This window comes from Sphingobium sp. LB126 (assembly GCF_002795205.1).
In the GTDB taxonomy this organism is placed as follows: domain Bacteria; phylum Pseudomonadota; class Alphaproteobacteria; order Sphingomonadales; family Sphingomonadaceae; genus Sphingobium; species Sphingobium chungbukense.
On record NZ_NETV01000001.1, the window covers coordinates 1,153,132 to 1,175,197 of the forward strand.

Below are 22,066 nucleotides of genomic sequence, written 5' to 3' on the forward strand. Positions count from 1 at the left end.
GAGCGAGCGAAGCAATTCGACCCTCGATCCAACCTTGGCAATGCGGCCATCCTCCGGGAACGCCCCCAAAACCCTCTTGGTCCCGACCACCGACTTCAATTCAGCTTGTTGATCGACTCCCGCATATGCTCCACGCTGACGCTGGAATAGCGCTGGACCATGCGCAGCGACTTCCAGCCGCCCATGTTCATGATGGTGATGAGGTCGATCCCCGCCATGACGCAGTGCGATGCCCAGTGGTGGCGCCAGTCATGGACGGTGAAATCCTCTACCCCTGCGCGCTTGCAGGCGGTGGCGTGCTGGTTCTTGATCGGATTGCCGCCGGGGGTCTTCGCCTTGCGCGTGTCCTGATAGGGTTTGCCGAACCGATTGAGGAAGACATGCTCCGTCGCCGGCTGGCCCCGCTTCTCCCAGATCGGGCGCAGCACGTCCATGACACGTGGATGCATCGGCACGGATCGGATGATCGCATTCTTGGTGTGATTGAGTCGGATCGAGCCCTCCTTCATATCGACGCCGTTCACGCCCCAGGGCAACTGCAACGCGGTCTGGATGCGTGGGCCATGGAAGGCGAGCAGGGTGATGATCGGCTGTATGTGGGGCGAGTAGGCCGCGATCAACCGGTCGCGATCCTCCTTGCTAAGGAAGCGTACCCGTTCATTGTTGAACGGGATCGCCTTGATCCGCAGGGGCGGGAGGTCGTGCAGCTCGTGATGGACATTGATGGCCGCCTGGAACACGGAGCGATAGCGATCCTGGCCCGCCGGATCGTGCCCGGTCAGATAGGCACGGCGGAAATGTTCCCATGCCTGTTTGGGCTCGCGCAGGGAAAAGTCGCCTATCAACCCGTTGAGCTTGCCGATGCGCAGGACATCGGACGGGCAAGGCGGCTTCGCCTTGGTCAGGTAGCTTTCAAAAGCGTCGGCTATTCTGCCTTGCGCCACGATCGCGGCCGGACCGAACATCAGCCGGTGCCGCAGCTTCGTCTCATGTTCCGCCATTAGGTGCGCCGCAGCATCGCGGTCACTCGTTCCTGTACTAAACTCCTTGACCTCAATATGCTTGTCGCCAAGCGTGACGGTGCCTCGGATATAATAAATGCCGTTCTTCCCACGGGTGCGGATGGAGAGCATCTTGTTTTCCTTTTGCATCTGATCGCGCGCTTGCGCCGGGAGTTCCGCTCCGAATGCATCAGCACGAGGCGCGACAGGTTTCATGAAGGTCTTAGGCATGCTGTCGTCCGGCTTGGTGCAGGCGCATGCTGAACCGGAACAGCGTGCCGTGCGACAGGATGGTGCTCATCCGTCACGCGGGGGCGCCCGGCTTCGTGGCAATGCGCGGTTGCGTCGTCCGGCAACGGCCGTGTTTGGTGAGCAGGACTGTGGCGGCTCCTGCGCGGCTGCGGGAGCGACCCTGCTCGCGACTGAAGGAGGCACATCGCCTGCCGACCGAGATAGTTTCAGCGGTGTACGCGACTCGGGATTTCGCTCCCGTCGCCCGGCATTTGTATGCCCAGAATTTGCCAAAACAGACCCGGACTTGCCCAGAATTTGCCCAAAAATCGCCGGGCACGGGGCTACTTCATGGTCTGCTCCAGGCAAACAAAAACCCCGCCAAACCGTTGATTTGACGGGGTTTTCGATGGTGGGCGTGGCAAGGATTGAACTTGCGACCCCTGCGATGTCAACACAGTGCTCTACCACTGAGCTACACGCCCACGGTGGAGTGGGCCAATAGCGGGGGGAGGCAGGTAGCGCAAGCGGGAAATTTCCCCTTTTCGCTATTCTTCTGGACAGCCGATGGCCAGCCCATATGCTGCGGCGCGAAAAGGGGACGCGAGACATCATGCTGCCATCGACCACGCCGCCTGACCGGGCCGTCCAGCGCCTGCCGCTCTATCGCCAGCTCTATGTCCAGGTGCTGGTCGCCATCGCGCTGGGCGTGGCGATCGGGCATTTCTTCCCGGACATGGGCGTCGCGTTGCAGCCGTTGGGCGAAGCCTTCATCAAGCTGGTGAAGATGATCATCGCACCGGTCATCTTCCTCACCATCGTCACCGGCGTCGCAGGGATGAAGGAACTGGGCGCGATCGGCCGCGTCGCGGCAAAGGCCTTCGCTTATTTCCTGACCTTTTCCACGCTGGCGCTGATCGTCGGGCTGATCGTCGCCAATGTCGTCCATCCCGGCGCGGGGCTGAACATCGACCCCGCGACGCTGGATGCGGGCAAGGTCGCCCAATATCAACAGCAGGCGCACGACCGCACGCTCACCGGCTTCCTGCTCGACATCATCCCCGGCACGCTGATCTCGGCGGTCGCGGACGGGCATAACATCCTTCAGGTGCTGTTCGTCGCAATCCTGTTCGGCATTGCGCTCACCATGGTGGGGGAGAAGGCGGAGCCGCTGATGACGGTGCTCGAATCTGCCAGCCACGCCCTTTTCAAGCTGGTGTCGTTGCTGATGAAGGCCGCGCCGCTGGGGGCATTCGGCGCCATGGCTTTCACGATCGGCAAATATGGCGTGGGCACGCTGGCCAATCTGGCCGGACTGGTGGCGACTTTCTACCTGACCTCGGCGCTGTTCGTGCTGGTGGTGCTGGGCATCGTGGCGCGTCTGGCGGGGTTCAACATCCTGCATCTGATCCGCTATCTGAAGGCGGAGCTGTTGCTGGTGCTCGGCACCTCTTCCTCCGAAGCGGCCTTGCCCAGTCTGATCGAAAAGATGGAACGCGCCGGTTGCCGCAAGTCGGTGGTCGGGCTGGTCGTGCCCACCGGATACAGCTTCAACCTGGACGGCACCAACATCTACATGACGCTGGCGGCACTGTTCATCGCGCAGGCGACCAATGTGCATCTGGGCCTGGAGGAGCAACTGCTGCTGCTGCTGGTCGCGATGCTGTCGAGCAAGGGCGCGGCCGGCGTGACCGGGGCGGGGTTCATCACCCTGGCCGCGACGCTGTCGATCGTGCCGTCGGTGCCGGTCGCGGGGATGACGCTGATCCTGGGTGTCGACCGCTTCATGAGCGAATGCCGCAGCCTTACCAATTTCATCGGCAACGCTGTGGCGACGGTCGTGGTGTCGGCCTGGGAGAAGGGGCTTGATCGCGAGCGTTTCGCCGCCGCCATGGCGGGCACGCCGCTGCCCCCCACGCCGGACATGGAGGAAGTGGTGGCCGCTTGAGGCCGACCCCGCCGAGATCGTCAGTTGAGGCCGGTCAGGCTCTCGCTGCCGAACATCCGCTCCACTTCCAGCACCAGTTCGCGCAGGTGGAAGGGCTTGGAGAGCACCTTGGCCTGCGGCACCGCCTTGCCGGCTTTCAGGGTGACGGCGGCAAAGCCGGTGATGAACATGATCCGCGTGTCCGGTGCGACGGAGGCGGTATGCTGGGCGAGTTCGATGCCGTCCATTTCCGGCATGACGATGTCTGTCAGCAGCAGGTCGAAGCGGTCGCTCTCGATATGCGGGACAGCCTGCGCGCCCGTGGCGACGGCGACGACGTCATAGCCCGACCTTTCCAGGGCGCGGGCCAGATAGGCACGCATGCTGTCATCATCTTCGGCTAGCAGAATTCGAACCATTGCCCCGTTTGTCTCGCCCCAGGCCCCGACCGGCCGTCCCCATGGATCGCCCCCTTCGCGGATGGCGTGTCGCCCCTATATATGCGACAAGGTGTAAATATTATCCAGCCGAGTAACCATTTTTGGGTGGCGGCGTGAAAGGGCATGATTTGGATCATAGCGCGCCATCCGTTCCCCGCCGATCCTGCGCCGCCTATGACCTCCATGGCCCGGAAGAGCCGATCAGTCCCGTCATCCTGTCCGTTCCCCATGCCGGCCGCGATTATGACGAGTCGCTGCTGGCGCAGGCGCGGGTCCGGCCGGAAATATTGCAGCGGTTGGAGGATCGCTGGGCGGACTTGCTGGCCCATCCGGTGATGGATGGCGGCCATAGCGTGCTGGTGGCGCGGGCGCCAAGGGCGATGATCGACCTCAACCGCCATGAACGGGAAGTCGATCCCGGCATGGTGACGGGCCTTCCACGCGATGTGGCCCTGCACAGCAGCGCCAAGTTGCGCGGCGGGCTGGGACTGATCCCCCGCCGTTTGCCCGGCGCGCATGAATTATGGTTGCGGCCGCTGGGCTGGACGGAGGTGCAGCGGCGAATCGAAACCGTCCATCGCCCCTATCATGCCGAACTGGCTCGGCTGATGCGGGCGGCGCGCGATCTTTATGGCCACGCGATCCTGATCGACCTTCATTCCATGCCGCCGCTGCCCCCACCCGCCGCTGGGCAGGCGCCGCCGGATCTCGTGCTGGGCGATCGTTTCGGGCGCAGCGCATCGGCCCGGCTGATGATGTTGGCGGCAGACGTGGCGGCCTCCCACGGTGTCACCGCGGCACTGAACCATCCCTATGCCGGCGGCCATATGATCGAGCGGCATGGCCATCCCGACCACGGCCTTTATGCCATGCAGTTGGAGTTCGACCGCAGCCTCTATCTGGACGCGGCAATGGAGCAGCCGGGGGAGGGATTGGATCGGATAAGGCGGGTCGTCTCATCGATCGTCGGTGCGCTGGCGGAGGAACTGCCACGATCGGGCTATGCCCTGGCGGCGGAATAGGTCGGCCTGCCCGCCATTGTCGCAAAAATGAAATATTACTGACGCTTCCATGTAATAATTAATTCATATTGGCGTCACCCGATATTTGTCGGGATTTCATTCATGCGGACCTCTCCTTGCGCCGGTATCTTGGGGGCTGGCGGACTCGCCCTCTGCCTGATGCCTTTACCCGCCGTCGCGCAGGCAATCAGCGAAACCGAGGCGCAGGAACTGCGCGCGCAGATCGCCACGCTCAAGGCGCAGGTCGATCGACTGGAAGCCCGCCTGGGGAGCGCCGCCCCAACGCCTGCGACCCCGCCACCGCCCGTACAGCCGGCAGCCCCGGCCACCAGCATCGGCTGGAAGGGCGGTCCGGTGTTCAGCAGCGGGTCGGCCAGCTTCAAGGTGAAGGGCCGCATCCAATATGATGCGGGCATGCTGATGACGCCGCCGAGCGTGCAGGATCGCGCCAAAGGATATTCCAACGAGTTGCGCCGGCTGCGCCTGGGTGGCGAAGGCAAGCTGGGCGGCGGTTTCGGTTACAAGCTGGAGACGGAGCTTTCCGACAATGGCGTCGATCTGGTCGACACGTTCATAACCTATGAGACGGGCAAATGGCTCGTCACGCTGGGCAATCACAACCAGTTCCAGTCGCTGGACGAACTGATCGGCGACACCACCGGCTCGGTGATGGAGCGGGCGGCCTTCACCGATGCCTTCGGTTTCGAGCGGCGACTGGGCCTGTCGGTGCAATATCAGGCCGGGCCGTTGCTGGCGCAGGCGGGCATCTTCTCCGACAGCGCCGACTCGCTGACCAATGACGCCGACGGGCCTGACGGAGGCGACGAGAATAACAGCTATGGCGTCGATGGGCGTATCGTGTTCGCGCCCAAATGGGGGGACACGCAGCTGCATTTCGCGCTGTCCGGCCATTGGCGCGATTTTCAGCGCCTGTCGGAAACGCCGCAGCGCTACCGGCAACGGGCCTATCTCCATAGCGCCAACAGCCGTTTCCTGGCCACGCCCCGGATCGCGGCCAAGGGGGAAAGCCATTACGGCGTGGAACTGGCCGGCACGCAGGGGCCGTTCTGGTGGGCGGGCGAGGCGCACTGGTTGCGGGTCGATCGGCCGTGGCTGGCCGATCCGACCTTCTTCGGCGGCTATGCCGAGGTCGGCCTGTTCCTGACCGGCGAGACCCGCAGCTACAAGAACGGCATTTTCGGCAGCACCAGGCCGAAAAAATCCGTCGGCAGCGGCGGCCTGGGCGCCTGGCAGGTGGCGTTGCGCTATGATTATCTGGATCTCAACGACCGGGACATCGTGGGTGGCACGCAGAATGCCTATGTCGCCGCGCTGGTGTGGACGCCGATCGAATATCTCCGCTTCAACCTCAACTATGCACGGATCGATTATCGGGATGCCGCGATCCTGGCGGGGACCAGGGCCGATTATGGGGTGAATGTGGTCGGCTGGCGGGCGGAACTGGACTTCTGATCCGGCCAAATCGACGGTGAAAGAAAAGCCGCACGGACATGGCCGGCGGCGGCTCGTGGGGCAACGGACGAGCCATCGGGGATAGAGGATGGCCAAAAGCTGACCATGAAAAAGGGCGGCACCTTCCGGCCCGCCCCCTTCTCATATCACCTGACGGTGCGCCTTAGTAAACGCGCGCCTTGGGCTTGATATATTCCGCCTCGTCCGTGAGCGTGTAGTCGTGCACCGGACGGTAATCGAGCGTCACCTTGCCGCCCTTGCCGCCCCAGCCTTCGAACCAGCTTACCGTGTGCTTCATCCACTCATTGTCGTCGCGGTTCGGGAAATCCTCATGCGCGTGGGCGCCGCGGCTTTCCTTGCGGTTTTCCGCGCTGACCATGGTGCAGACCGCCTGCGACATGAGGTTGTCCAGCTCCAGCGTCTCGATAAGGTCGGTGTTCCAGATCAGCGAGCGGTCGGACACGCCGACATCGGCCAGGCTCTGGTTGACCTGCGTCATCTTGGCGACACCCTCGGCCAGCAGCGCGCTGTCGCGGAACACGGCGGCATGCTTCTGCATGGTGTGCTGCATTTCGAGACGGATCTTCGCCGTGGGTGAACCGCCCTTGGCATTGCGATAATGGTCAAGGCGCGACAGCGCCAGATCGGCCGCATCGGCCGGCAGCGGACGGTGCGAACCGTTGGGCTTGATCGTCTCCTTGAGGTGCAGGCCGGTCGCGCGACCGAACACGACAAGGTCGATCAGCGAGTTCGAACCCAGGCGATTCGCGCCATGGACCGACACGCAGGCCGCTTCGCCGACCGCATAGAGGCCCGGCACCACCACTTCCGGATCGTCACCGACCTTGGTCACCACCTGGCCATGATAATTGCAGGGGATGCCGCCCATATTATAGTGGACCGTCGGCGTCACCGGCAGCGGCTGACGGGTGAGGTCGACGCCCGCGAAGATCTTGCCGCTCTCGGTGATGCCCGGCAGGCGTTCCGCCAGCACCTTGGGATCGATATGGTCGAGGTGCAGGAAGATGTGATCCTTGTTCGGACCGACACCACGCCCTTCGCGCATTTCCATCGCCATCGATCGCGACACGACGTCGCGCGACGCCAGGTCCTTCGCCGACGGGGCATAGCGCTCCATGAAGCGCTCGCCCTCGGAGTTGGTGAGGTAACCGCCCTCGCCGCGCGCGCCTTCGGTGATCAGCACGCCCGCGCCGTAGATGCCGGTCGGGTGGAACTGCACGAACTCCAGATCCTGGAGCGGCAGGCCCGCGCGCAGCACCATGCCGCCGCCGTCGCCGGTACAGCTATGCGCCGAAGTGGCGGAGAAGTAAGCACGACCGTAACCGCCGGTCGCCAGCACCACCGCCTTCGAACGGAAGCGGTGGATCGAGCCATCTTCCATGCAGATGGCGATCACGCCCCGGCACTCTCCATTTTCCATGATCAGGTCGATGGCGAAATATTCGATGTAGAAGTCGGCGTCATATTTCAGGCTCTGCTGATACAGAGCGTGCAGCATGGCGTGGCCGGTACGGTCGGCGGCGGCGCAGGTGCGCTGCACCGGCGGGCCGGCGCCCATATTCTGCATGTGGCCGCCGAAGGGGCGCTGGTAGATCGTCCCATTGTCGTTGCGGCTGAACGGCACGCCGGCATGTTCCAGCTCGATCACGGCGGCAGGCGCTTCGCGCACCATATATTCGATCGCGTCCTGGTCGCCCAGCCAGTCCGACCCCTTGACGGTGTCGTACATGTGCCAGGTCCAGTGGTCGGGCGAATTGTTGCCAAGGCTGGCCGCGATGCCGCCCTGCGCCGCAACGGTGTGGCTGCGGGTCGGGAACAGCTTGGTGATGCAGGCGGTCTTGAGGCCCGCCTCGGCGCTGCCCATGGTGGCGCGCAGGCCGGAGCCGCCAGCACCCACGACGACCGTGTCGTAGGTGTGGTCGATGATCTTGTAGGCTTCGCTCATTATTTGACGATCCCCGTGAAGGCGATCTTGGCGATCGCGAAGACGCCCGCGGCCGCGCCGCCAAAGGCATAGAAGTTCAGCAGCAGCATGGAGAGGAAGGCCAGCCCCTTGTCATGGACATAATCCTCCAGCATCACCTGCATGCCGAGGCGCAGGTGCCAGAAGATGCTGACGATCATCAGCATCAGCGGCACCGCGACCAGCGGATGGGCGATCCAGTTGTGAACGCTCTGATAATCCAGCCCCGGCAGGGCGATCAGGCTGAACAGCAGCCACAGCACCAGCAGCAGGTTGCCGACGGCGGTATAACGCTGCGCCAGCCAGTGATGTGCGCCGTGGCGGGCAGAGCCAAGACCACGGACGCGGCCGATTCCGGTTCCCGTTCCCATCAGAATTTCCCCGTGCAGATCGCGGCCCAGAAGGCCAGGGTGGCAAGCACCGAAAGGACGAAGGTCAACAGCGACCAGAGCTTGTTGTTCTTCAGCTCGTAGCCCGCGCCCATGTCGAGCACGAAATGGCGCAGCCCCGAAAAGAGATGCTGGAAGAAGAACCAGCTAAGGCCCGCCATCACCAGATAGCCGATGGGCGACGTCGCGCACTTCACGAAGGTCGCATAGGCTTCCGGTCCGCTTGCAGCGGCCATCAGCCACCAGACCAGACCCAATGCGCCGACCGTTGCCAGACCGTTGCCGGTCACGCGGTGCATGATGGAAACGGCCATCGCTGGCCCCCATTTCCAGATCGTCAAATGCGGCGAGAGCGGCCGGCTCGTGGTTCGCGCCATATCTTCCCTACGTCCCTGATGTTTGTCCCTCGAGTCCCGTCCCCTTAGGAGCGATCCGCGAAGAGGGCAAGCCGCCCTGGCCCTGCGGCGGACGGATAAAGGAAAGCAGACCGATATGAGCTAAGAAGTGATTAACCAAATGGCGCTATCCCGGCACGACCAACAAGACCAATTTGGGGTTCTGCCGCACATGACTTCCGCCGCCACGCCCAAAAACGCCATCCTTGCGATGATGAGGGAGGTCGACCCGCATGGTGAACTGGCGCAGGGCCTGCGCCAGATCCGCGACCTAGTGGGTGAAAATATGACGGTGGCGGCGCGCACTTTCTACGACGCCTATCTCGAACAGACGAATCTGCGTGCCAAGCTCAACCCCGCGACGCTCGCCAAGATCGAAACCGAAGCGCACGAATATGTGCGCCAGAAGCTCGGCTATTATGAAGCGGGCGAATGGGCATTGTCCTCGATCGCCTGCGTGCGCCATGCCCGCAAGCAGGGGGCGCCGTTGCGCGCTGTCCTGATGCCGGTGGCGGCGGCCAACGAAAAGCTGATCGATCTCATCTGGGAACGTACGGAGGTGGAAGCGGACCGCCGCCGGCTGGTCCATGTCATGATGCATGTCGGCATGATCGACGCCGGACTGATGGCGAATGTGCTCGCCAGCGATGAAGCGGAAGCCCAGCGCAACGAGCGCCAGCGCTTCGGCACCCTGTTCGAACAGCGGATCGTGGGCGAGATCGACGGCGCCTCGCAACTGGGCGAATCGCTGCGCGAACAGGCCAAGGACGCTTCGGCCGCCACGCGGGGCATGTTGGGCAAGGCGTCGGAAGTCGCCGCCGCCGCCGAACAATCCGCCCTCGCCATGCGCGAAGCGGCCCGTACCTCGGCCGGCCTCATCCGTGCGATCGAGGATGCCCGTACCGAGGTCGAAAGCGCGGCCGGCGTGGCCCAGCGCGCGGCACGCCAGTCAGGCGACGCGGTCGCCATGTCGACGACGCTGACCGATCATGCCAAGTCGATCGAATCGATCCTGGGCCTGATCCGCGACATTGCGGGCCAGACCAACCTGCTCGCGCTCAACGCCACGATCGAGGCCGCCCGCGCGGGCGATGCCGGACGCGGCTTCGCCGTGGTCGCGCAGGAGGTGAAGAGCCTCGCCAACCAGACCGCCCGCGCCACGGACGAGATCGCCGGCAAGATCGCCGACATCCAGGCCTCGACTCGCCAGTCGGTCGAAACCAACGAACGAATCCGCGACACGGTGGGCGAGGTTCAGGCCAGCGCCGAACGCATCCGCCACGCCATGGACGCGCAGGCGCAGACGGTGACGATGATCACCGCGGCGGTCGACGAAACAGCCCTGGCCGCCGACTCCATGTCCTCGACCATCAGCGCGATCCGCCAGGATACGGAAGTCGTGGCCTCCGAAATCGACCAGCTCGAACGGGGCTTCATGAGCGTGGAGGGCAAACTCTCCAGCCTGCGCGCGGCCTCCTCCGACTTCGGCAAGCAGGTCGCTTGACGGCGGCTTGGCCATGAACGGTCTCTCCTCGCTCCTTCTGGGCAGGGACTGAGCGAAGTCGAAGGCCCGTGTCGAAGGGGCCGCGCACAATCCTTCGGACGAACCGAACTGGAAAAGCCGACGGTCAACTCACCACCTGAAGCCACCCCGCTTCCCCTATCACGTCCAAAAGTCTAAAGGCGGCGGCATGACCGATGCCGCCTCCCCAACCCCCGAACCGGAACCAGCCACCCAAAGCTGGAAAGTCACCTTCCCCTGCACGCGCGCCGAGGCGGAGGCGCTGGACGGCGACATAGCGGCCTTCGCCCTGATGGACCGTCCGCCCGTGCTGATGACCAGCGAGGCGGCACCCGACGATGAAGAAAGCTGGCGGCTGGAAGCCTATTTCGAGGGTCAGCCCAGCTCCGCCGCGATCAAGCTGCTCCGTTCCCTGGTCCCCTCCGCCGCGGGTGTCAGGCCGCAGGTCGAACAGCTCCCCGACGAGGATTGGGTGACATTGAGCCAGCAGGGCCTGGAACCCGTCACCGCCGGGCGCTTCCACGTCCGCAATCTTGCCAGCGATCCGGAGCGACCCGGCCATGTCAATTTCCTGATCGAGGCAAGCCGTGCCTTCGGCACCGGCCAGCATGAAACCACGGCGGGTTGCCTGATCATGCTCGACCGGATGCGCCGCGTCGGCATGCGCTTCGGCAATGTCGCGGATATCGGCACCGGCACGGGTCTGCTCGCCTTCGCCGCCCTGCATCTGTGGCCGCGGACTTATGCGACGGCATCGGACATCGATCCGGTGGCCGTGGAGATCAGCGCGGCCAACGCCGCCGCAAACGGCATTGCGACCGGGAAGGGCCAGGGGCAGATCGCGCTCTATACGGCCGCGGGCGTCGACCACCCCGCCATCATCACCCGCGCGCCCTATGACCTTCTGATAGCCAATATACTGGCGGGTCCACTGATCGAACTGGCGCCTTCGCTTTGCGCCCTTGTGGAGGAAGGCGGCACCATCGTCCTTGCCGGCCTGCTCAAGGAACAGGCCGATGCCGTGCTGGCCGCCTACCGCGCCCAGGGTATGCGCCTTGCCGAACGCACCGATCGCGGCGACTGGCCAACGCTCCGTCTGCGCAAGCGCCCGCGCATCGGCTGGAAACGTCCGACCCGTCTCGACGGCAACGCCCGCGGCGAAGCGCCCGGCTTCGGCAGCCTGTGACCTACGGGAATGGGTGGGAAACGGGCAGCGGGCCCGATCTTAAGAGAAACGGAAAGGGCCTCGACAGGCTTGGCCCGAACGGCTTTCCCCCGGTCCGCTCGTGGCCGTTCCCACCCAAATCCTGACATTCCAAGCCCCCCCTACCCTTTTCCCCGCTCCCCCTATAGAGAGGCCGTTTCGGCGGACCTTCGAAAAGGCAAGAGACAGGATCGTGGCGCGAGAGATCACCGGATTTTCCAACCCGCTGGTGAAGCGCGTCCGATCCCTGCGCGAGAAGAAATTCCGCAAGGCCGAAGGGCTGTTCCTGGCCGAAGGGCTGCGCATCCTGACCGAAGCGCGCGAGGAAGGCGTGCTGCCCGAAATGCTGTTCCATGCCGGCTCGACCCATCCCCTCGCCGCCGATCTGATCGCGGCGATGGAGGCGGCGGGCGGCGATGTCATCGAAACCACGCCCGACATATTGGCCAAGATCAGCGGCAAGGATAACCCCCAGGCCGTGGTCGGCGTGTATCGCGACCGGCTGACCCCGCTGGCGAAGCTCGACAGAACCAAGGCCGATATCTGGATCGTCGCCCAATCGCTGCGCGATCCCGGCAATCTGGGCACGATCCTGCGCACCGGCGATGCGGTCGGCGCGGGCGGCCTCATCCTGATCGACGATTGCGTCGATCCCTTCTCCGTCGAATCCGTACGCGCCAGCATGGGCGCGCTCTTCACCCAGTCGATCACCCAGGCACGCTGGGGCGAGTTCATGCACTGGCTGCGCGAAGGGCCGGGCGAACTGATCGGCACCAGCCTGAAGGCCACGCACGACTATCAGGAACCGCGCTACCAAAGCCCCAGCTTCCTGCTGGTCGGCAATGAAGCGCAGGGCCTGCCTGAAAGCTATGAGGCGCAATGCGACCTGCTGGTGAAGATGCCGATGCTGGGCAAGGCGGACAGCCTGAACGCAGCGGTCGCTTGCGCGGTCATGGCCTATGAATTGCTGAACCAGAAAAGAGCGAAATGATGGCGACAGGGGCTGTGGCAGCGGGTTCGGGGGAAATGGACGGCATCGGCGCGATGCTGCGCCACAAGCGGGTGCTGGCGGCCAGCCTGATCGGCACGGCGGTCGAATTTTACGACTTCTATATCTACGCCACCGCCGCCAGCCTGGTCTTCGGCCCGCTTTTCTTTCCCTCCTCCTCCCCATCCGCGCAATTGCTGGCGGCCTATGGCAGTCTCGCCCTCGCCTTTTTCGCCCGGCCCTTGGGCGCGGCGGTGTTCGGCCATTATGGCGACCGCATCGGGCGCAAGACGACGCTGGTGACGTCGCTGATGCTGATGGGCGGATCGACCCTCGCCATCGGGTTCCTGCCGACCTATCAGAGCATCGGCTGGTGGGCGCCGCTGATCCTGTGCATCCTGCGCTTCGGTCAGGGCTTCGGCCTTGGCGGCGAATGGGGCGGCGCGGCTCTGCTGGCGGTGGAGAACGCCCCGCCGGGCTGGCGGGCGCGCTTCGGCATGTTCCCGCAACTGGGCGCGCCGGTCGGATTCCTCGCCGCCAACGGGCTGTTCCTGATCCTTGGCACCTTCCTCAGCGACGAGGATTTCTTCGCCTGGGGCTGGCGCCTGCCTTTCCTGGGCAGCGCGGTGCTGGTGTTGCTGGGCCTGTGGATTCGCCTGAAGCTCACCGAGACGCCCGAATTCGTGGCCGCCCGCACCGAGGCGCCGCCGCCCGCCGTGCCGCTCGCAACCTTGTTCCGCAGCCATCTCGGCGCCGCGATCGCGGGCACCTTCGCCTGCGCGGCCTGCTTCGCCGTCTATTATATCGCGACCGCCTTCGCGCTGGGCTATGGCACGACCACGCTCAAGATCGACCGCGAAACCTTCCTTGCGATCCAACTCGGCGCAATCCTGTTCATGGCGCTCAGCATCATCCTCGCCGGCTGGTGGGCGGACAGGAGCAGCCCGACCCGCGTGCTGGTGGCCGGCTGCATCGGCACGGTGCTGATGGGCGTGATTTTCGGCCCCGCCATCGGCACCGGGCAATTGCTGCCGATCTTCCTGATCCTCAGCCTCGCCTTGTTCCTGATGGGCTTCGTCTACGGGCCGCTCGGCGCCTATCTGCCGCATCTCTTTCCGGTGCAGCTCCGCTATACCGGCGCCTCCTTCGCCTTCAACCTGGGCGGGATCATCGGCGGCGCTCTGGCGCCGATCGTCGCGACCTGGCTGATCCAGGTTCAGGGGGTCGAACTGGTCGGGCTCTATATGTCGGCGGCGGCGGCGCTCAGCCTGATCGGCCTCTGGTTCACGAGTCGGAACTCCGGCCGCCGATAGGCTTGCGCATCAGGATCAGCGGCACGCCGCGATCCTCGAACGCATGCACATCGATGAAACCGAAGCTGCGATAAAGCGGCACGCCCGCCATGGTGGCGGACAGTTCCAGCGCGGAGAAACCCTCCATCCGCGCCGCCTGTTCGCAGAGTGACAGGATCAGCCTGCCAACGCCCTTCCTCACATGGTCGGGATGCGTGTACATCGCCCGCACCTTGGCCGCCTCTGTCCCCGGATCGAGCAGCCGGTCGTCACGGCCCTCACTATGATTGCCGCCATAAGCCGTCGCGCGCCGGCTCCAGCCGCCGCAACCGGCGATCTGCCCCTGATCCTCGATCACGAAATAAGTGCCGTCGCTGATCAACCGGCTGTCCAGCCCCATGAAGGCATGGCTGGCCCTCACCTGTTCCGGTGTCAGGAAGTCAGACTGCAAGCTGTCGATGGCCAGCGTCATGACATGCGCCAACGCCGGTTCATCGGCGGGAATGGCGAGACGGTGAAGGAGCGACATAGGCTGATGCACCAGGAAAAAGGAAAAGGCGGCGACGGTTCATGCCGTTCGCCGCCTCTTATCGAACAAGGGCCGAGCCGAGTGGCCCGTCCCTCTATTCTTAGAAGGTCACATTCACACGCGCATAATAATAGCCGCCATTGATGCCATAGGGCGAGATGAGCGGATATTTGCTCGTCGAATAGCCGCGTTCCATATTGGCCAATTCGGTGTTGCGGATGAACTCCTTGGACCGCTGGGTCGGATATTTGTTGAACAGGTTGTTCGCGCCCACGGAGATCTTGATCGGCTTCGCGATCTGATAGCCGAGTTCGAGATCGGTGAGGAACGCCTCCTTGACCGGGACCTTGATCAGATTGCCCGCATCCGGACCGCTGCGCGCATTTTCCAGCGTGTAGACCTGCGAATAATAGCTTTCGCGCAGGTTGGCGGTGAACTTGCCCCAGGTCCAGAAGGCGTTGAACGTCCCCCGGAAGCGCGGCGTGCTATGCTCCAGTTCCACCTCGCTCGACGCGTCGATCAGGCGCGTCAACTCCGGATTGACCGTGCTGGAATAGAGCGCGGCAGGAAGCGGATTGATCCCCAGAACCTTGTTCTGGTTGTAGTTGGCGGTCAAGGTCAGGTCGAGCTTGCCCAGATCGCCCAGATCGCCGAGGTAGCTCGCCACCAGATCGACGCCGCGGGTCCGCATCTTCACGCCGTTGACGAAGCTCTGCACCGACACGCCGCCCTCGGTATTGCGGTCGACGCCATTGTCCGCGAACAGCACATAGGCCGGGATGGCATCCGCCGTACGCCAATCGGTCACCGTGCTGCTGCCGCCCAGCGCCGCATTCACCGCGCTCAGCACCGCGAGCTGGTTGTAGATGGCATATTGGTCGGCATTGAAGGGCAGACAGGCCGCCGCATTGCTGCCGGCATAGCCCGCCGGGCAACGATTGCCGGTGAAGCCCGAGAAGGCCGTTGAGGTCATGATGCGGTTGCGGATCGTGATCTGATAGGCGTCGAGCGTAAGGGTGAAGTTCCGCGTTGGGTTGAAGACCGTACCTAGGCTGAAGTTGGTCGATTTTTCAGGCTTGAGACCGCCGAAGCCCAGCGATCCCGCCGCAGCGGAAGCAGGCGGAAGCACGCCGCCGATAAAGCCCGGACCCACGTTCAGGCCCGAATAGCCGCCTTCCGCCAAGGTCGGCGCGCGGAAGCCGGTGCTGACCGTGCCACGCAGCGCGAAGGCATCGGAAAAGTCATAGCGGGTGGTCAGCTTGAAGACCGTCGTGTCGCCGAAATCGCTATAATGTTCGTGACGCACCGCGCCGTCGACCAGCCAGTTTTCGACGGGCTTCAGACTGATGTCCAGATATTGCGAGAAATTGTCCCGCTTGTACTTGCCCGCGTCATTGGGGCTGTAGCCGAAGAAGGACTGCGCGCCGCCGCCATAATAGGAGGCCGGATCGCCCGCGCGGATACCATAGGTTTCGTGCCGGAATTCTAGGCCCGCGGCAACGTTGACCGGCTCCGACAGCCCCACGTCGAACGCATGGGTCAGGTCGAGCGTGTTGCTCCACTGGGTGTTGAAGAAATCGCCATTGTGGAAGGTTTGGGGCGTGAAGCCGGTATCGGCGTAAAGCTGGGCATTGGCCGAGTGGTAGACATAGACCTTGACCAGATCCTTGCCATAGGTGGACGCCAGGTCGAAGGTCGTGTCGCCCACGGTGCCGCGGAAGCCGCCGGTCACCGAATAGTCGGTCTCGTCGATGCGCTCCTGCGGCTGGAAGCCACCGGCATAATAGGGCACGCCGCTGGCGCTGACGACGGTCGTCGGCGGACGGGTGTTTTCATAGGCGGCGGCCTTCTTGTGGCCGTAGCTGCCGAAGCTGTAGATCTCATAATCCCCGAATTCATAGCCGGCATTGTAGTTCACGACCGTCTGGTCGATGTGCGGATCGCCGATGATCCGGTTGGTGTAGGGATAGCCCGGCAGATTCTTGATTGCGGGATAGGCGGTCGACAGCCGGATCGCCTGCGGATTGATGTCGCCGCGGAAGCTGAAACCCTTGTGCTTCTTCTGCGCGGAGATGTTCAGATAGGCGCCGTCGAAGGGCGCCATGCCGATATTGCCGCCGATCGCATAGGTCTTGCCGCCCTGATCATAATATTCGCCGCCGGTCAGGTTGATCGACCCGCCATGGTCGGCCTTCTTCTGGAGGAAGTTGATGACGCCCGCGATCGCGTCCGTGCCATATTGCGCCGCCGCGCCGTCCTGCAACACTTCGACCCGCTCGATCGATTCGGGCAGGATGAAGCTGATGTCCGGCGCCGCGCTGCCACCATAGGGGCCGCCGGCTACCGAGACGTTGGCGGTACCATGGCGGCGCTTGCCGTTGACCAGGATCAGCGTGTGGTTCGGGCTGAGGCCGCGCAGCTTCATCTGCAAATTATGCGCCTGAAGGTCGCCGCCGAAGGATTGCGCCTGAACCGAGGGAAGCTGCTGCGCCAGGCTCTGCATCAGGTCCGGCGACCCCGTGCGCTGCAATGTGTCCGCGCTCAGAAGCTGGATTGGTGCCGGACTATCGGCCGCCCTCATCCCGGTGATGCGCGTACCGGTGACGATGATCGCGGCGCCATCAGTAGCCGAAGCCGCCTGCGGATCGCTGGTCTGGGCCAGGGCCGAGGCTGAAGACGACAGCGCAATAATCATGGCCGTGCGGGAAACGAAACTCTTATAATTCATGAAATAGCCCCCTTGCTTTCTTATGAAGAGAGCCTCTCCTGGCCGATCTTTTATTTTTTCATTGTCCCAGTTTCGTTCAATATCTTCGAGACACACTCCCCCCGCGCCAGACCGACTGGTCTGGTCGTCGGAAATATTGAGTATTGTCTAGAAACGGAACGCTGACACAAAACCGCCATCAATGAGAAACGAATTTTGTTATTGGCGCAAAATCCGGTTCAGGCACCTGGCGCAATCAGGAAGCGATTTCGATCATATCATTGGAAAACAAAGAAAAAGGCGGCGCCCCATTGGGGTGCCGCCTGTATCTTTTATACAACTGTCAAGAACAGTTGAACGGGCGATCAGTCCTCGCCGCGCACGTCGCGGCGCTCGGCGATGCGAGCGCGCTTGCCGGTACGGCCGCGCAGATAATAGAGCTTCGCACGACGCACCACGCCCTTGCGGACGACGGTGATCGAATCGATGTTCGGCGAATAGAGCGGGAAGACGCGCTCCACACCCTCACCGAAGCTGATCTTGCGCACGGTGAAGTTGCTGCCCATCCCCTTGTTCGAACGGGCGATGCAGACACCTTCATAGTTCTGGACGCGGCTGCGGTCGCCTTCGACGACCTTCACACCGACGCGCAGCGTGTCACCCGGACGGAATTCCGGAATATCCTTGGCGAGGGCCGCGATGTTCTCGGCCTCGATCTGCTGGATCAAGTTCATGACTCAGGTCCTATTCTTCGCGTTGCGCACCAGAGGGCGACTGGTCCCGAACGCCGATATGACGTTCCCAAAGGTCCGGCCGCCTTAGCCGTGTATCGTCCTCCGCCCTTTGTTTCCGCCAGGCGGCGATCTTCGCATGATCCCCCGATCGCAACACTTCAGGGATCGTGCGCCCTTCCCATTCAACAGGTCGGGTATAATGCGGATATTCGAGAAGGCCGCTTTCGAAGCTCTCTTCATCCCCACTGGAAGCGGCGCCCATTACCCCAGGAAGCAGGCGGATGCAAGCATCCAGCAGCATCAGCGCGCCCATCTCTCCGCCGGAAAGGATGATGTCGCCCATGCTGATCTGTTCGACCGGGCGGGCCTCGAAAATCCGCTCGTCAAAGCCCTCGAACCGGCCGCAGAGGATGGTGGCGCCGGGACCGGCGGCAAGCGCGCGAATGCGATCCTGCGTGACTGGCGCCCCGCGCGGCGTCATCGCAAGCACGGGCAGGTCCGGACGCCGTGCCAGCGCATGATCGACGGCAAGGCCCAGTATGTCGGCGCGCAGCACCATGCCCGCCCCGCCACCAGCAGGGGTATCGTCGACCGTGCGATGTTTATCGGTGGCGAAGTCGCGAATGTGGATCGGATCGCACACCCATTTCCCCTCCGCCAGCGCCCGCCCGGCGAGCGACACGCCCAGCGGCCCCGGAAACATCTCCGGATAGAGGGTGAGGATCTGCGCGGCGAAGCTCATCGGTCAGGCCGCGAAAGCCGCCTCGATAACCGCCCGCTCATCCGCGATCGTGACCGCATGCATCGGCGCCATGAAGCGCTTCCCATTGGGCCGCTCCACCTCGATAATGTCGCCCGCGCCAAAATTCTCGACCGCGACGACATGACCCAGCCCTTCGCCATCACTGGAAAAGCAGGGCAGGTCGATCAGGTCGGCATGATAATATTCGCCCTCACCCAGCGCGGGCAAGGCGGAGCGGGGCACGGTCAATTCCGTCCCGCGCAGCCCTTCCGCCGCCGTGCGATCGCCGATCTCGGCAAAGCGCGCGACCGCGCCATTGGGGCCGGGGCGCACCGACTTCAACGTCAACATGCGCCCCGCCGCATCGAAGCTGCCATAGGATTTGAGCGTCTCCGCCCCCTCCCCGAACAGCTTCAGACGGACTTCGCCCGCCACCCCATGCGCACCGATGACGACGGCGAGAGTGACGGGCTTGTCGGTCAAAGGACTCAGCCCTCGGCCTGCTCGGCGGCCGCTTCTTCAGCCGGAGCGGCTTCTTCGGCAGGCGCTTCGGCGGGCGCGGCAGCAGCCTCGGCAGCAGCAGCCTTGGCCGCTTCGGCGGCTTCGGCGGCTTCAGCGGCCTTGGCGGCGCGATCTTCGGCGCGGTCCTTGGCCTTCTGACCCGGCTCCGCCTTCTTCGGGTTGTTGCGGGCGGCGCGTTCCTTCACGCCCGCGGCGTCGAGGAAGCGGGCCACGCGGTCGGTCGCCTGGGCACCGGCGGCAACCCAGTGCTTCGCGCGCTCGACGTCCAGAACGACGCGCTTTTCGTCGCCCTTGGGCAGGACGGGGTTGTAGCTGCCGATACGCTCGATGAACTTGCCGTCACGCGGAGCGCGGCTGTCGGCCACGACGATGCGATAATAGGGACGCTTCTTGGAGCCGCCGCGCGACAGACGGATGGAGGTTGCCATGGAACTTGCCTTTCTACTCTAAACCAAATGACTGAAAACGCTTATTTCTTCATGAAATTCTGAAATCCGGGCGGCAGGTTCGGCATATTGCCGCCCAGCCCCGGCAAGCCCTGCGGCGGCGCACCGCCACCGCCCAGCATTCCGTCGAGCCCGCCACCGGTGAACATCTTGGCCAGCCCTTTGAGGCCACCCATCTTGCGGATCTTCTTCATCGCCGTTTCCATTTCCTGATGCATTTTCAGGAGACGGTTGACTTCCTGCACGGTCGTACCGCTGCCCTTGGCGATGCGGATCTTGCGCTTGGCGTTGATCAGGGCGGGCTTCTCCCGCTCCTTGGGCGTCATCGACCCGATCATCGCATCGAGATGGATCAGCGTCTTGTCGTTGGCGCCGCTGTTCGCCATCGCCGCCTGCGCCTTCTTGAGGCCCGGCAGCATGCCCGCCAACGCGCCAAGGCCACCCATGCGGCGCATCTGGTTCAATTGGGCGCGCAGGTCGTTCATGTCGAACTGACCCTTGGCCATTTTCTTGGCGAGCTTGTCGGCTTCCTCGGCGTCGATCGTCTCGGCGGCCTTCTCGACCAGCGAGACGACATCGCCCATGCCCAGGATGCGCTGCGCCACGCGCGCCGGATGGAAAGGCTCGATCGCATCGAGCTTTTCGCCCGTGCCGGCGAACTTGATCGGCCGCCCCGTGACCGCGCGCATCGACAGCGCCGCACCGCCGCGCGCATCGCCGTCCATACGGGTCAGCACCACGCCGGTCAGCGGAACCTGCGCCGTAAAGCTGGTCGCGACATTCACCGCGTCCTGACCGGTCAGCGAGTCGACCACCAGCAGGATTTCCGCCGGGTTGGAGACTTCGGCCACCGCCTTCATCTCGTCCATCAGCGCCTGGTCGACGTGCAGGCGCCCTGCGGTATCGAGCATCACCACGTCGAAGCCCTGGAGCTTCGCCGCCTGCAAGGCCCGCCTGGCGATGTCGACCGGCTGCTGGCCCGGCACGATGGGCAGCGTCGCCACATCGGTCTGGGTGCCCAGCACCGCCAACTGCTCCTGCGCGGCGGGGCGCTGGACGTCGAGCGACGCCATCAACACCTTCTTGCGCTCTTTTTCCTTCAGCCGCTTGGCGATCTTGGCGGTGGAGGTGGTCTTGCCCGACCCCTGCAAGCCGACCATCATGATGACGGCGGGCGGGGTGACATCGATCAGCAGGTCGGAGGATTCAGAACCCAGCGTCTCGGTCAGCGTATCCGAGACGATCTTGACGACCATCTGCCCCGGCGTGACCGACCGCAGCACATCGCTGCCGACCGCCCGCTCCGTCGCCTGATCGACGAACTGGCGGACCACCGGAAGCGCGACGTCGGCCTCCAGCAGCGCGATTCGCACCTCGCGCATCGCGGCGCGGACATCGTCCTCCGTCAGCGCACCGCGCCCACGCAGCTTGTCGAATACCCCACCGAGACGATCGCTTAGCGAATCGAACATCATCACCTCATTTGGGCCGGAAGGCCCGGAAAACTGTGCTTACCCCGCCAAACGACAAAATCGCCGGCGGGCGAATCCTCGCCGGCCAGCGTCCATCCGGTGCCCCTCTTGGGCGCCATGGATCTGTCAGGGTATCAGGCGGCGGACCGCCCGATTGCAGGGGCGCCCTTAACGCAAGCGGGCGCCCGACGCAACCGAAACTCAGCCCGCCAAAGCCGAAGCGAGCCAGAGGAAGGGCGGCGTCGCGGCCAGCAGCGGCACGGCCAGCCCTTCGGCCAGGATCACCGCCGCACCGACACCATAGGCCGGATGCACCCGCCCGCGCGACACGAGATCATGGGCGATCGCCACCGCCACGAACAGCAATTGCCCGCCCATCACCGCAAGTCCGGCCCAGGGTCCCAGCAGCGGCATCGGCAGAATCCGCCCGAAAGCCGGTCCGATGATCGAGATCATGGTGCAGAGCATCAACCTCTTGTGCCATTCCATCCGGCGGCGCAGGCGGACGGCGGCGGTCAGCAGCGCGACGAAGGCGATCAGTTCCAACGCGCTCAAGGCCAGGAAGATCGGCATCGTGAAGAAAGGCGGCACGCGATCCAGCGCCACCGCCATGACGGCGGCGAACGCGCCCAGCGGCACCATCGCCGTCGCCATCCCCACCGCGACCCAGCCCAATCGCCGATGCAGCGCGATCGACTGGCGATGGGCCAGCGCATTCTGCGTGACGAACAGCAGCGTCCAGCTCACGAACACCGCGGCGTGCACATGCACCCAATAGGGCGCGCGCGAGACATCGACCAACCCCCGAAACGCGAAGGAGCCGAAACCGCCGATCACCGTCGCCGCGATGGCAACCGCCATTCCCAGATAAAAGCCGTTGTCCCGGGCCGATGCCGGGACGGTCGACGCAGCAGCATCCATGGGACGCCCTCCCCCCGAAAATTATACCGTCGCGACCTTTGTTTGCGGCTCCGTAACAGAATATCAGGGGAGTCGCGAGGGGCGGCGATCCACTGCCTTACATTTGTACAAAATTTTCTTGCCAG

20 protein-coding genes and 1 tRNA gene are annotated in these 22,066 nt (G+C 64.0%); 7 read left to right on the top strand and 14 right to left on the bottom strand.

The features are described from left to right. Positions 1–95: 95 nt before the first annotated feature. Together CAF53_RS05585 and CAF53_RS05590 are read right to left on the bottom strand one after the other, a co-directional pair. Positions 96–1,133: a site-specific integrase gene (locus tag CAF53_RS05585; protein WP_100238705.1), complete on the bottom strand. Its 1,038-nt coding sequence runs from the start codon at positions 1,131–1,133 to the stop codon at positions 96–98. Between the two features lie 509 nt (positions 1,134–1,642). After that, a tRNA-Val gene (locus CAF53_RS05590) sits at positions 1,643–1,717 on the bottom strand. 128 nt (positions 1,718–1,845) lie between these two features. On the opposite strand from CAF53_RS05590, the gene CAF53_RS05595 reads away from it, so the two are divergent. Continuing rightward, positions 1,846–3,180: a dicarboxylate/amino acid:cation symporter gene (locus CAF53_RS05595; protein WP_100238706.1), complete on the top strand. Its 1,335-nt coding sequence runs from the start codon at positions 1,846–1,848 to the stop codon at positions 3,178–3,180. A 20-nt stretch (positions 3,181–3,200) separates the two neighbouring features. Here the strand turns inward: CAF53_RS05595 and CAF53_RS05600 are convergent, their stop codons facing one another. Continuing rightward, complete coding sequence (locus CAF53_RS05600) at positions 3,201–3,578, bottom strand: response regulator (RefSeq protein WP_046762502.1); 378 nt, start codon at positions 3,576–3,578, stop codon at positions 3,201–3,203. A gap of 149 nt (positions 3,579–3,727) precedes the next feature. Here CAF53_RS05600 and CAF53_RS05605 point away from each other — a divergent pair, with 149 nt between their 5' ends. Beyond that, positions 3,728–4,621, top strand: coding sequence for an N-formylglutamate amidohydrolase (locus CAF53_RS05605; RefSeq protein WP_046762501.1), 894 nt, complete (start codon positions 3,728–3,730; stop codon positions 4,619–4,621). Between the two features lie 159 nt (positions 4,622–4,780). Further along, on the top strand, positions 4,781–6,094 hold the full coding sequence (locus tag CAF53_RS05610; protein WP_242443395.1) for a porin: 1,314 nt from the start codon (positions 4,781–4,783) through the stop codon (positions 6,092–6,094). A 163-nt stretch (positions 6,095–6,257) separates the two neighbouring features. On the opposite strand, the gene sdhA is transcribed toward CAF53_RS05610, so the two are convergent. Genes sdhA through sdhC form a run of 3 tightly spaced genes read right to left on the bottom strand, consistent with a single transcriptional unit; the run spans position 6,258 to position 8,844 of the window. Continuing rightward, positions 6,258–8,060, bottom strand: a complete 1,803-nt coding sequence (gene sdhA, locus CAF53_RS05615; protein WP_100237546.1) for a succinate dehydrogenase flavoprotein subunit — start codon at positions 8,058–8,060, stop codon at positions 6,258–6,260. Then, positions 8,060–8,449, bottom strand: a complete 390-nt coding sequence (gene sdhD, locus CAF53_RS05620) for a succinate dehydrogenase, hydrophobic membrane anchor protein (protein ID WP_046762498.1) — start codon at positions 8,447–8,449, stop codon at positions 8,060–8,062. The genes sdhA and sdhD overlap by 1 nt, the downstream gene beginning before the upstream one ends. Next, positions 8,449–8,844 carry a succinate dehydrogenase, cytochrome b556 subunit gene (gene sdhC, locus CAF53_RS05625; protein WP_046762497.1) on the bottom strand — a complete coding sequence of 132 codons (396 nt, stop codon included), beginning with the start codon at positions 8,842–8,844 and terminating at the stop codon, positions 8,449–8,451. The genes sdhD and sdhC overlap by 1 nt, the downstream gene beginning before the upstream one ends. A gap of 190 nt (positions 8,845–9,034) precedes the next feature. On the opposite strand from sdhC, the gene CAF53_RS05630 reads away from it, so the two are divergent. From CAF53_RS05630 to CAF53_RS05645, 4 genes are all read left to right on the top strand, one after another. After that, the gene (locus CAF53_RS05630; protein WP_197707369.1) at positions 9,035–10,366 is read left to right on the top strand and encodes a methyl-accepting chemotaxis protein; all 1,332 of its coding nucleotides are present in this window, start codon (positions 9,035–9,037) and stop codon (positions 10,364–10,366) included. A 187-nt stretch (positions 10,367–10,553) separates the two neighbouring features. Continuing rightward, entirely contained in the window at positions 10,554–11,570 is a 1,017-nt protein-coding gene (locus CAF53_RS05635; protein ID WP_100237547.1) for a 50S ribosomal protein L11 methyltransferase, read from the top strand. Between the two features lie 211 nt (positions 11,571–11,781). After that, positions 11,782–12,579: an RNA methyltransferase gene (locus CAF53_RS05640; RefSeq protein WP_046762495.1), complete on the top strand. Its 798-nt coding sequence runs from the start codon at positions 11,782–11,784 to the stop codon at positions 12,577–12,579. Further along, positions 12,576–13,889, top strand: a complete 1,314-nt coding sequence (locus CAF53_RS05645) for an MFS transporter (protein WP_242443396.1) — start codon at positions 12,576–12,578, stop codon at positions 13,887–13,889. The genes CAF53_RS05640 and CAF53_RS05645 overlap by 4 nt, the downstream gene beginning before the upstream one ends. Here CAF53_RS05645 and CAF53_RS05650 read toward each other — a convergent pair. The 8 genes from CAF53_RS05650 to CAF53_RS05685 form a co-directional block, all read right to left on the bottom strand. Beyond that, positions 13,861–14,397 (bottom strand): GNAT family N-acetyltransferase, encoded by a 537-nt coding sequence (locus CAF53_RS05650; protein ID WP_100237549.1) that lies wholly within the window; start codon positions 14,395–14,397, stop codon positions 13,861–13,863. The genes CAF53_RS05645 and CAF53_RS05650 overlap by 29 nt on opposite strands. A gap of 100 nt (positions 14,398–14,497) precedes the next feature. Beyond that, the gene (locus CAF53_RS05655) at positions 14,498–17,125 is read right to left on the bottom strand and encodes a TonB-dependent receptor (RefSeq protein WP_242443397.1); all 2,628 of its coding nucleotides are present in this window, start codon (positions 17,123–17,125) and stop codon (positions 14,498–14,500) included. 344 nt (positions 17,126–17,469) lie between these two features. Beyond that, positions 17,470–17,838, bottom strand: coding sequence for a 50S ribosomal protein L19 (rplS, locus tag CAF53_RS05660; RefSeq protein WP_046762492.1), 369 nt, complete (start codon positions 17,836–17,838; stop codon positions 17,470–17,472). A gap of 10 nt (positions 17,839–17,848) precedes the next feature. Continuing rightward, positions 17,849–18,580: a tRNA (guanosine(37)-N1)-methyltransferase TrmD gene (gene trmD / locus CAF53_RS05665; protein WP_100237550.1), complete on the bottom strand. Its 732-nt coding sequence runs from the start codon at positions 18,578–18,580 to the stop codon at positions 17,849–17,851. A gap of 3 nt (positions 18,581–18,583) precedes the next feature. Beyond that, positions 18,584–19,063, bottom strand: a complete 480-nt coding sequence (gene rimM / locus CAF53_RS05670) for a ribosome maturation factor RimM (RefSeq protein WP_046762490.1) — start codon at positions 19,061–19,063, stop codon at positions 18,584–18,586. Positions 19,064–19,068: 5 nt separating this feature from the next. Then, complete coding sequence (rpsP, locus tag CAF53_RS05675; RefSeq protein WP_046762489.1) at positions 19,069–19,530, bottom strand: 30S ribosomal protein S16; 462 nt, start codon at positions 19,528–19,530, stop codon at positions 19,069–19,071. A 41-nt stretch (positions 19,531–19,571) separates the two neighbouring features. Beyond that, positions 19,572–21,023: a signal recognition particle protein gene (gene ffh / locus CAF53_RS05680; protein ID WP_046762488.1), complete on the bottom strand. Its 1,452-nt coding sequence runs from the start codon at positions 21,021–21,023 to the stop codon at positions 19,572–19,574. 198 nt (positions 21,024–21,221) lie between these two features. Continuing rightward, the gene (locus tag CAF53_RS05685) at positions 21,222–21,941 is read right to left on the bottom strand and encodes a hypothetical protein (RefSeq protein ID WP_100237551.1); all 720 of its coding nucleotides are present in this window, start codon (positions 21,939–21,941) and stop codon (positions 21,222–21,224) included. Positions 21,942–22,066: the final 125 nt, after the last annotated feature.

Bases quoted from the DNA above. Each gene is read 5' to 3' on its own strand.
- rplS (WP_046762492.1), bottom strand. From the start codon at position 17,838: ATGAACTTGATCCAGCAGATCGAGGCCGAGAACATCGCGGCCCTCGCC.
- CAF53_RS05585 (WP_100238705.1), bottom strand. From the start codon at position 1,133: ATGCTCTCCATCCGCACCCGTGGGAAGAACGGCATTTATTATATCCGA.
- ffh (WP_046762488.1), bottom strand. From the start codon at position 21,023: ATGATGTTCGATTCGCTAAGCGATCGTCTCGGTGGGGTATTCGACAAG.
- trmD (WP_100237550.1), bottom strand. From the start codon at position 18,580: ATGAGCTTCGCCGCGCAGATCCTCACCCTCTATCCGGAGATGTTTCCG.
- sdhD (WP_046762498.1), bottom strand. From the start codon at position 8,449: ATGGGAACGGGAACCGGAATCGGCCGCGTCCGTGGTCTTGGCTCTGCC.
- CAF53_RS05610 (WP_242443395.1), top strand. From the start codon at position 4,781: ATGCCTTTACCCGCCGTCGCGCAGGCAATCAGCGAAACCGAGGCGCAG.
- rpsP (WP_046762489.1), bottom strand. From the start codon at position 19,530: ATGGCAACCTCCATCCGTCTGTCGCGCGGCGGCTCCAAGAAGCGTCCC.
- CAF53_RS05645 (WP_242443396.1), top strand. From the start codon at position 12,576: ATGATGGCGACAGGGGCTGTGGCAGCGGGTTCGGGGGAAATGGACGGC.
- CAF53_RS05600 (WP_046762502.1), bottom strand. From the start codon at position 3,578: ATGGTTCGAATTCTGCTAGCCGAAGATGATGACAGCATGCGTGCCTAT.
- CAF53_RS05685 (WP_100237551.1), bottom strand. From the start codon at position 21,941: ATGGATGCTGCTGCGTCGACCGTCCCGGCATCGGCCCGGGACAACGGC.
- CAF53_RS05635 (WP_100237547.1), top strand. From the start codon at position 10,554: ATGACCGATGCCGCCTCCCCAACCCCCGAACCGGAACCAGCCACCCAA.
- CAF53_RS05650 (WP_100237549.1), bottom strand. From the start codon at position 14,397: ATGTCGCTCCTTCACCGTCTCGCCATTCCCGCCGATGAACCGGCGTTG.
- CAF53_RS05655 (WP_242443397.1), bottom strand. From the start codon at position 17,125: ATGAATTATAAGAGTTTCGTTTCCCGCACGGCCATGATTATTGCGCTG.
- sdhC (WP_046762497.1), bottom strand. From the start codon at position 8,844: ATGGCGCGAACCACGAGCCGGCCGCTCTCGCCGCATTTGACGATCTGG.
- CAF53_RS05595 (WP_100238706.1), top strand. From the start codon at position 1,846: ATGCTGCCATCGACCACGCCGCCTGACCGGGCCGTCCAGCGCCTGCCG.
- sdhA (WP_100237546.1), bottom strand. From the start codon at position 8,060: ATGAGCGAAGCCTACAAGATCATCGACCACACCTACGACACGGTCGTC.
- CAF53_RS05630 (WP_197707369.1), top strand. From the start codon at position 9,035: ATGACTTCCGCCGCCACGCCCAAAAACGCCATCCTTGCGATGATGAGG.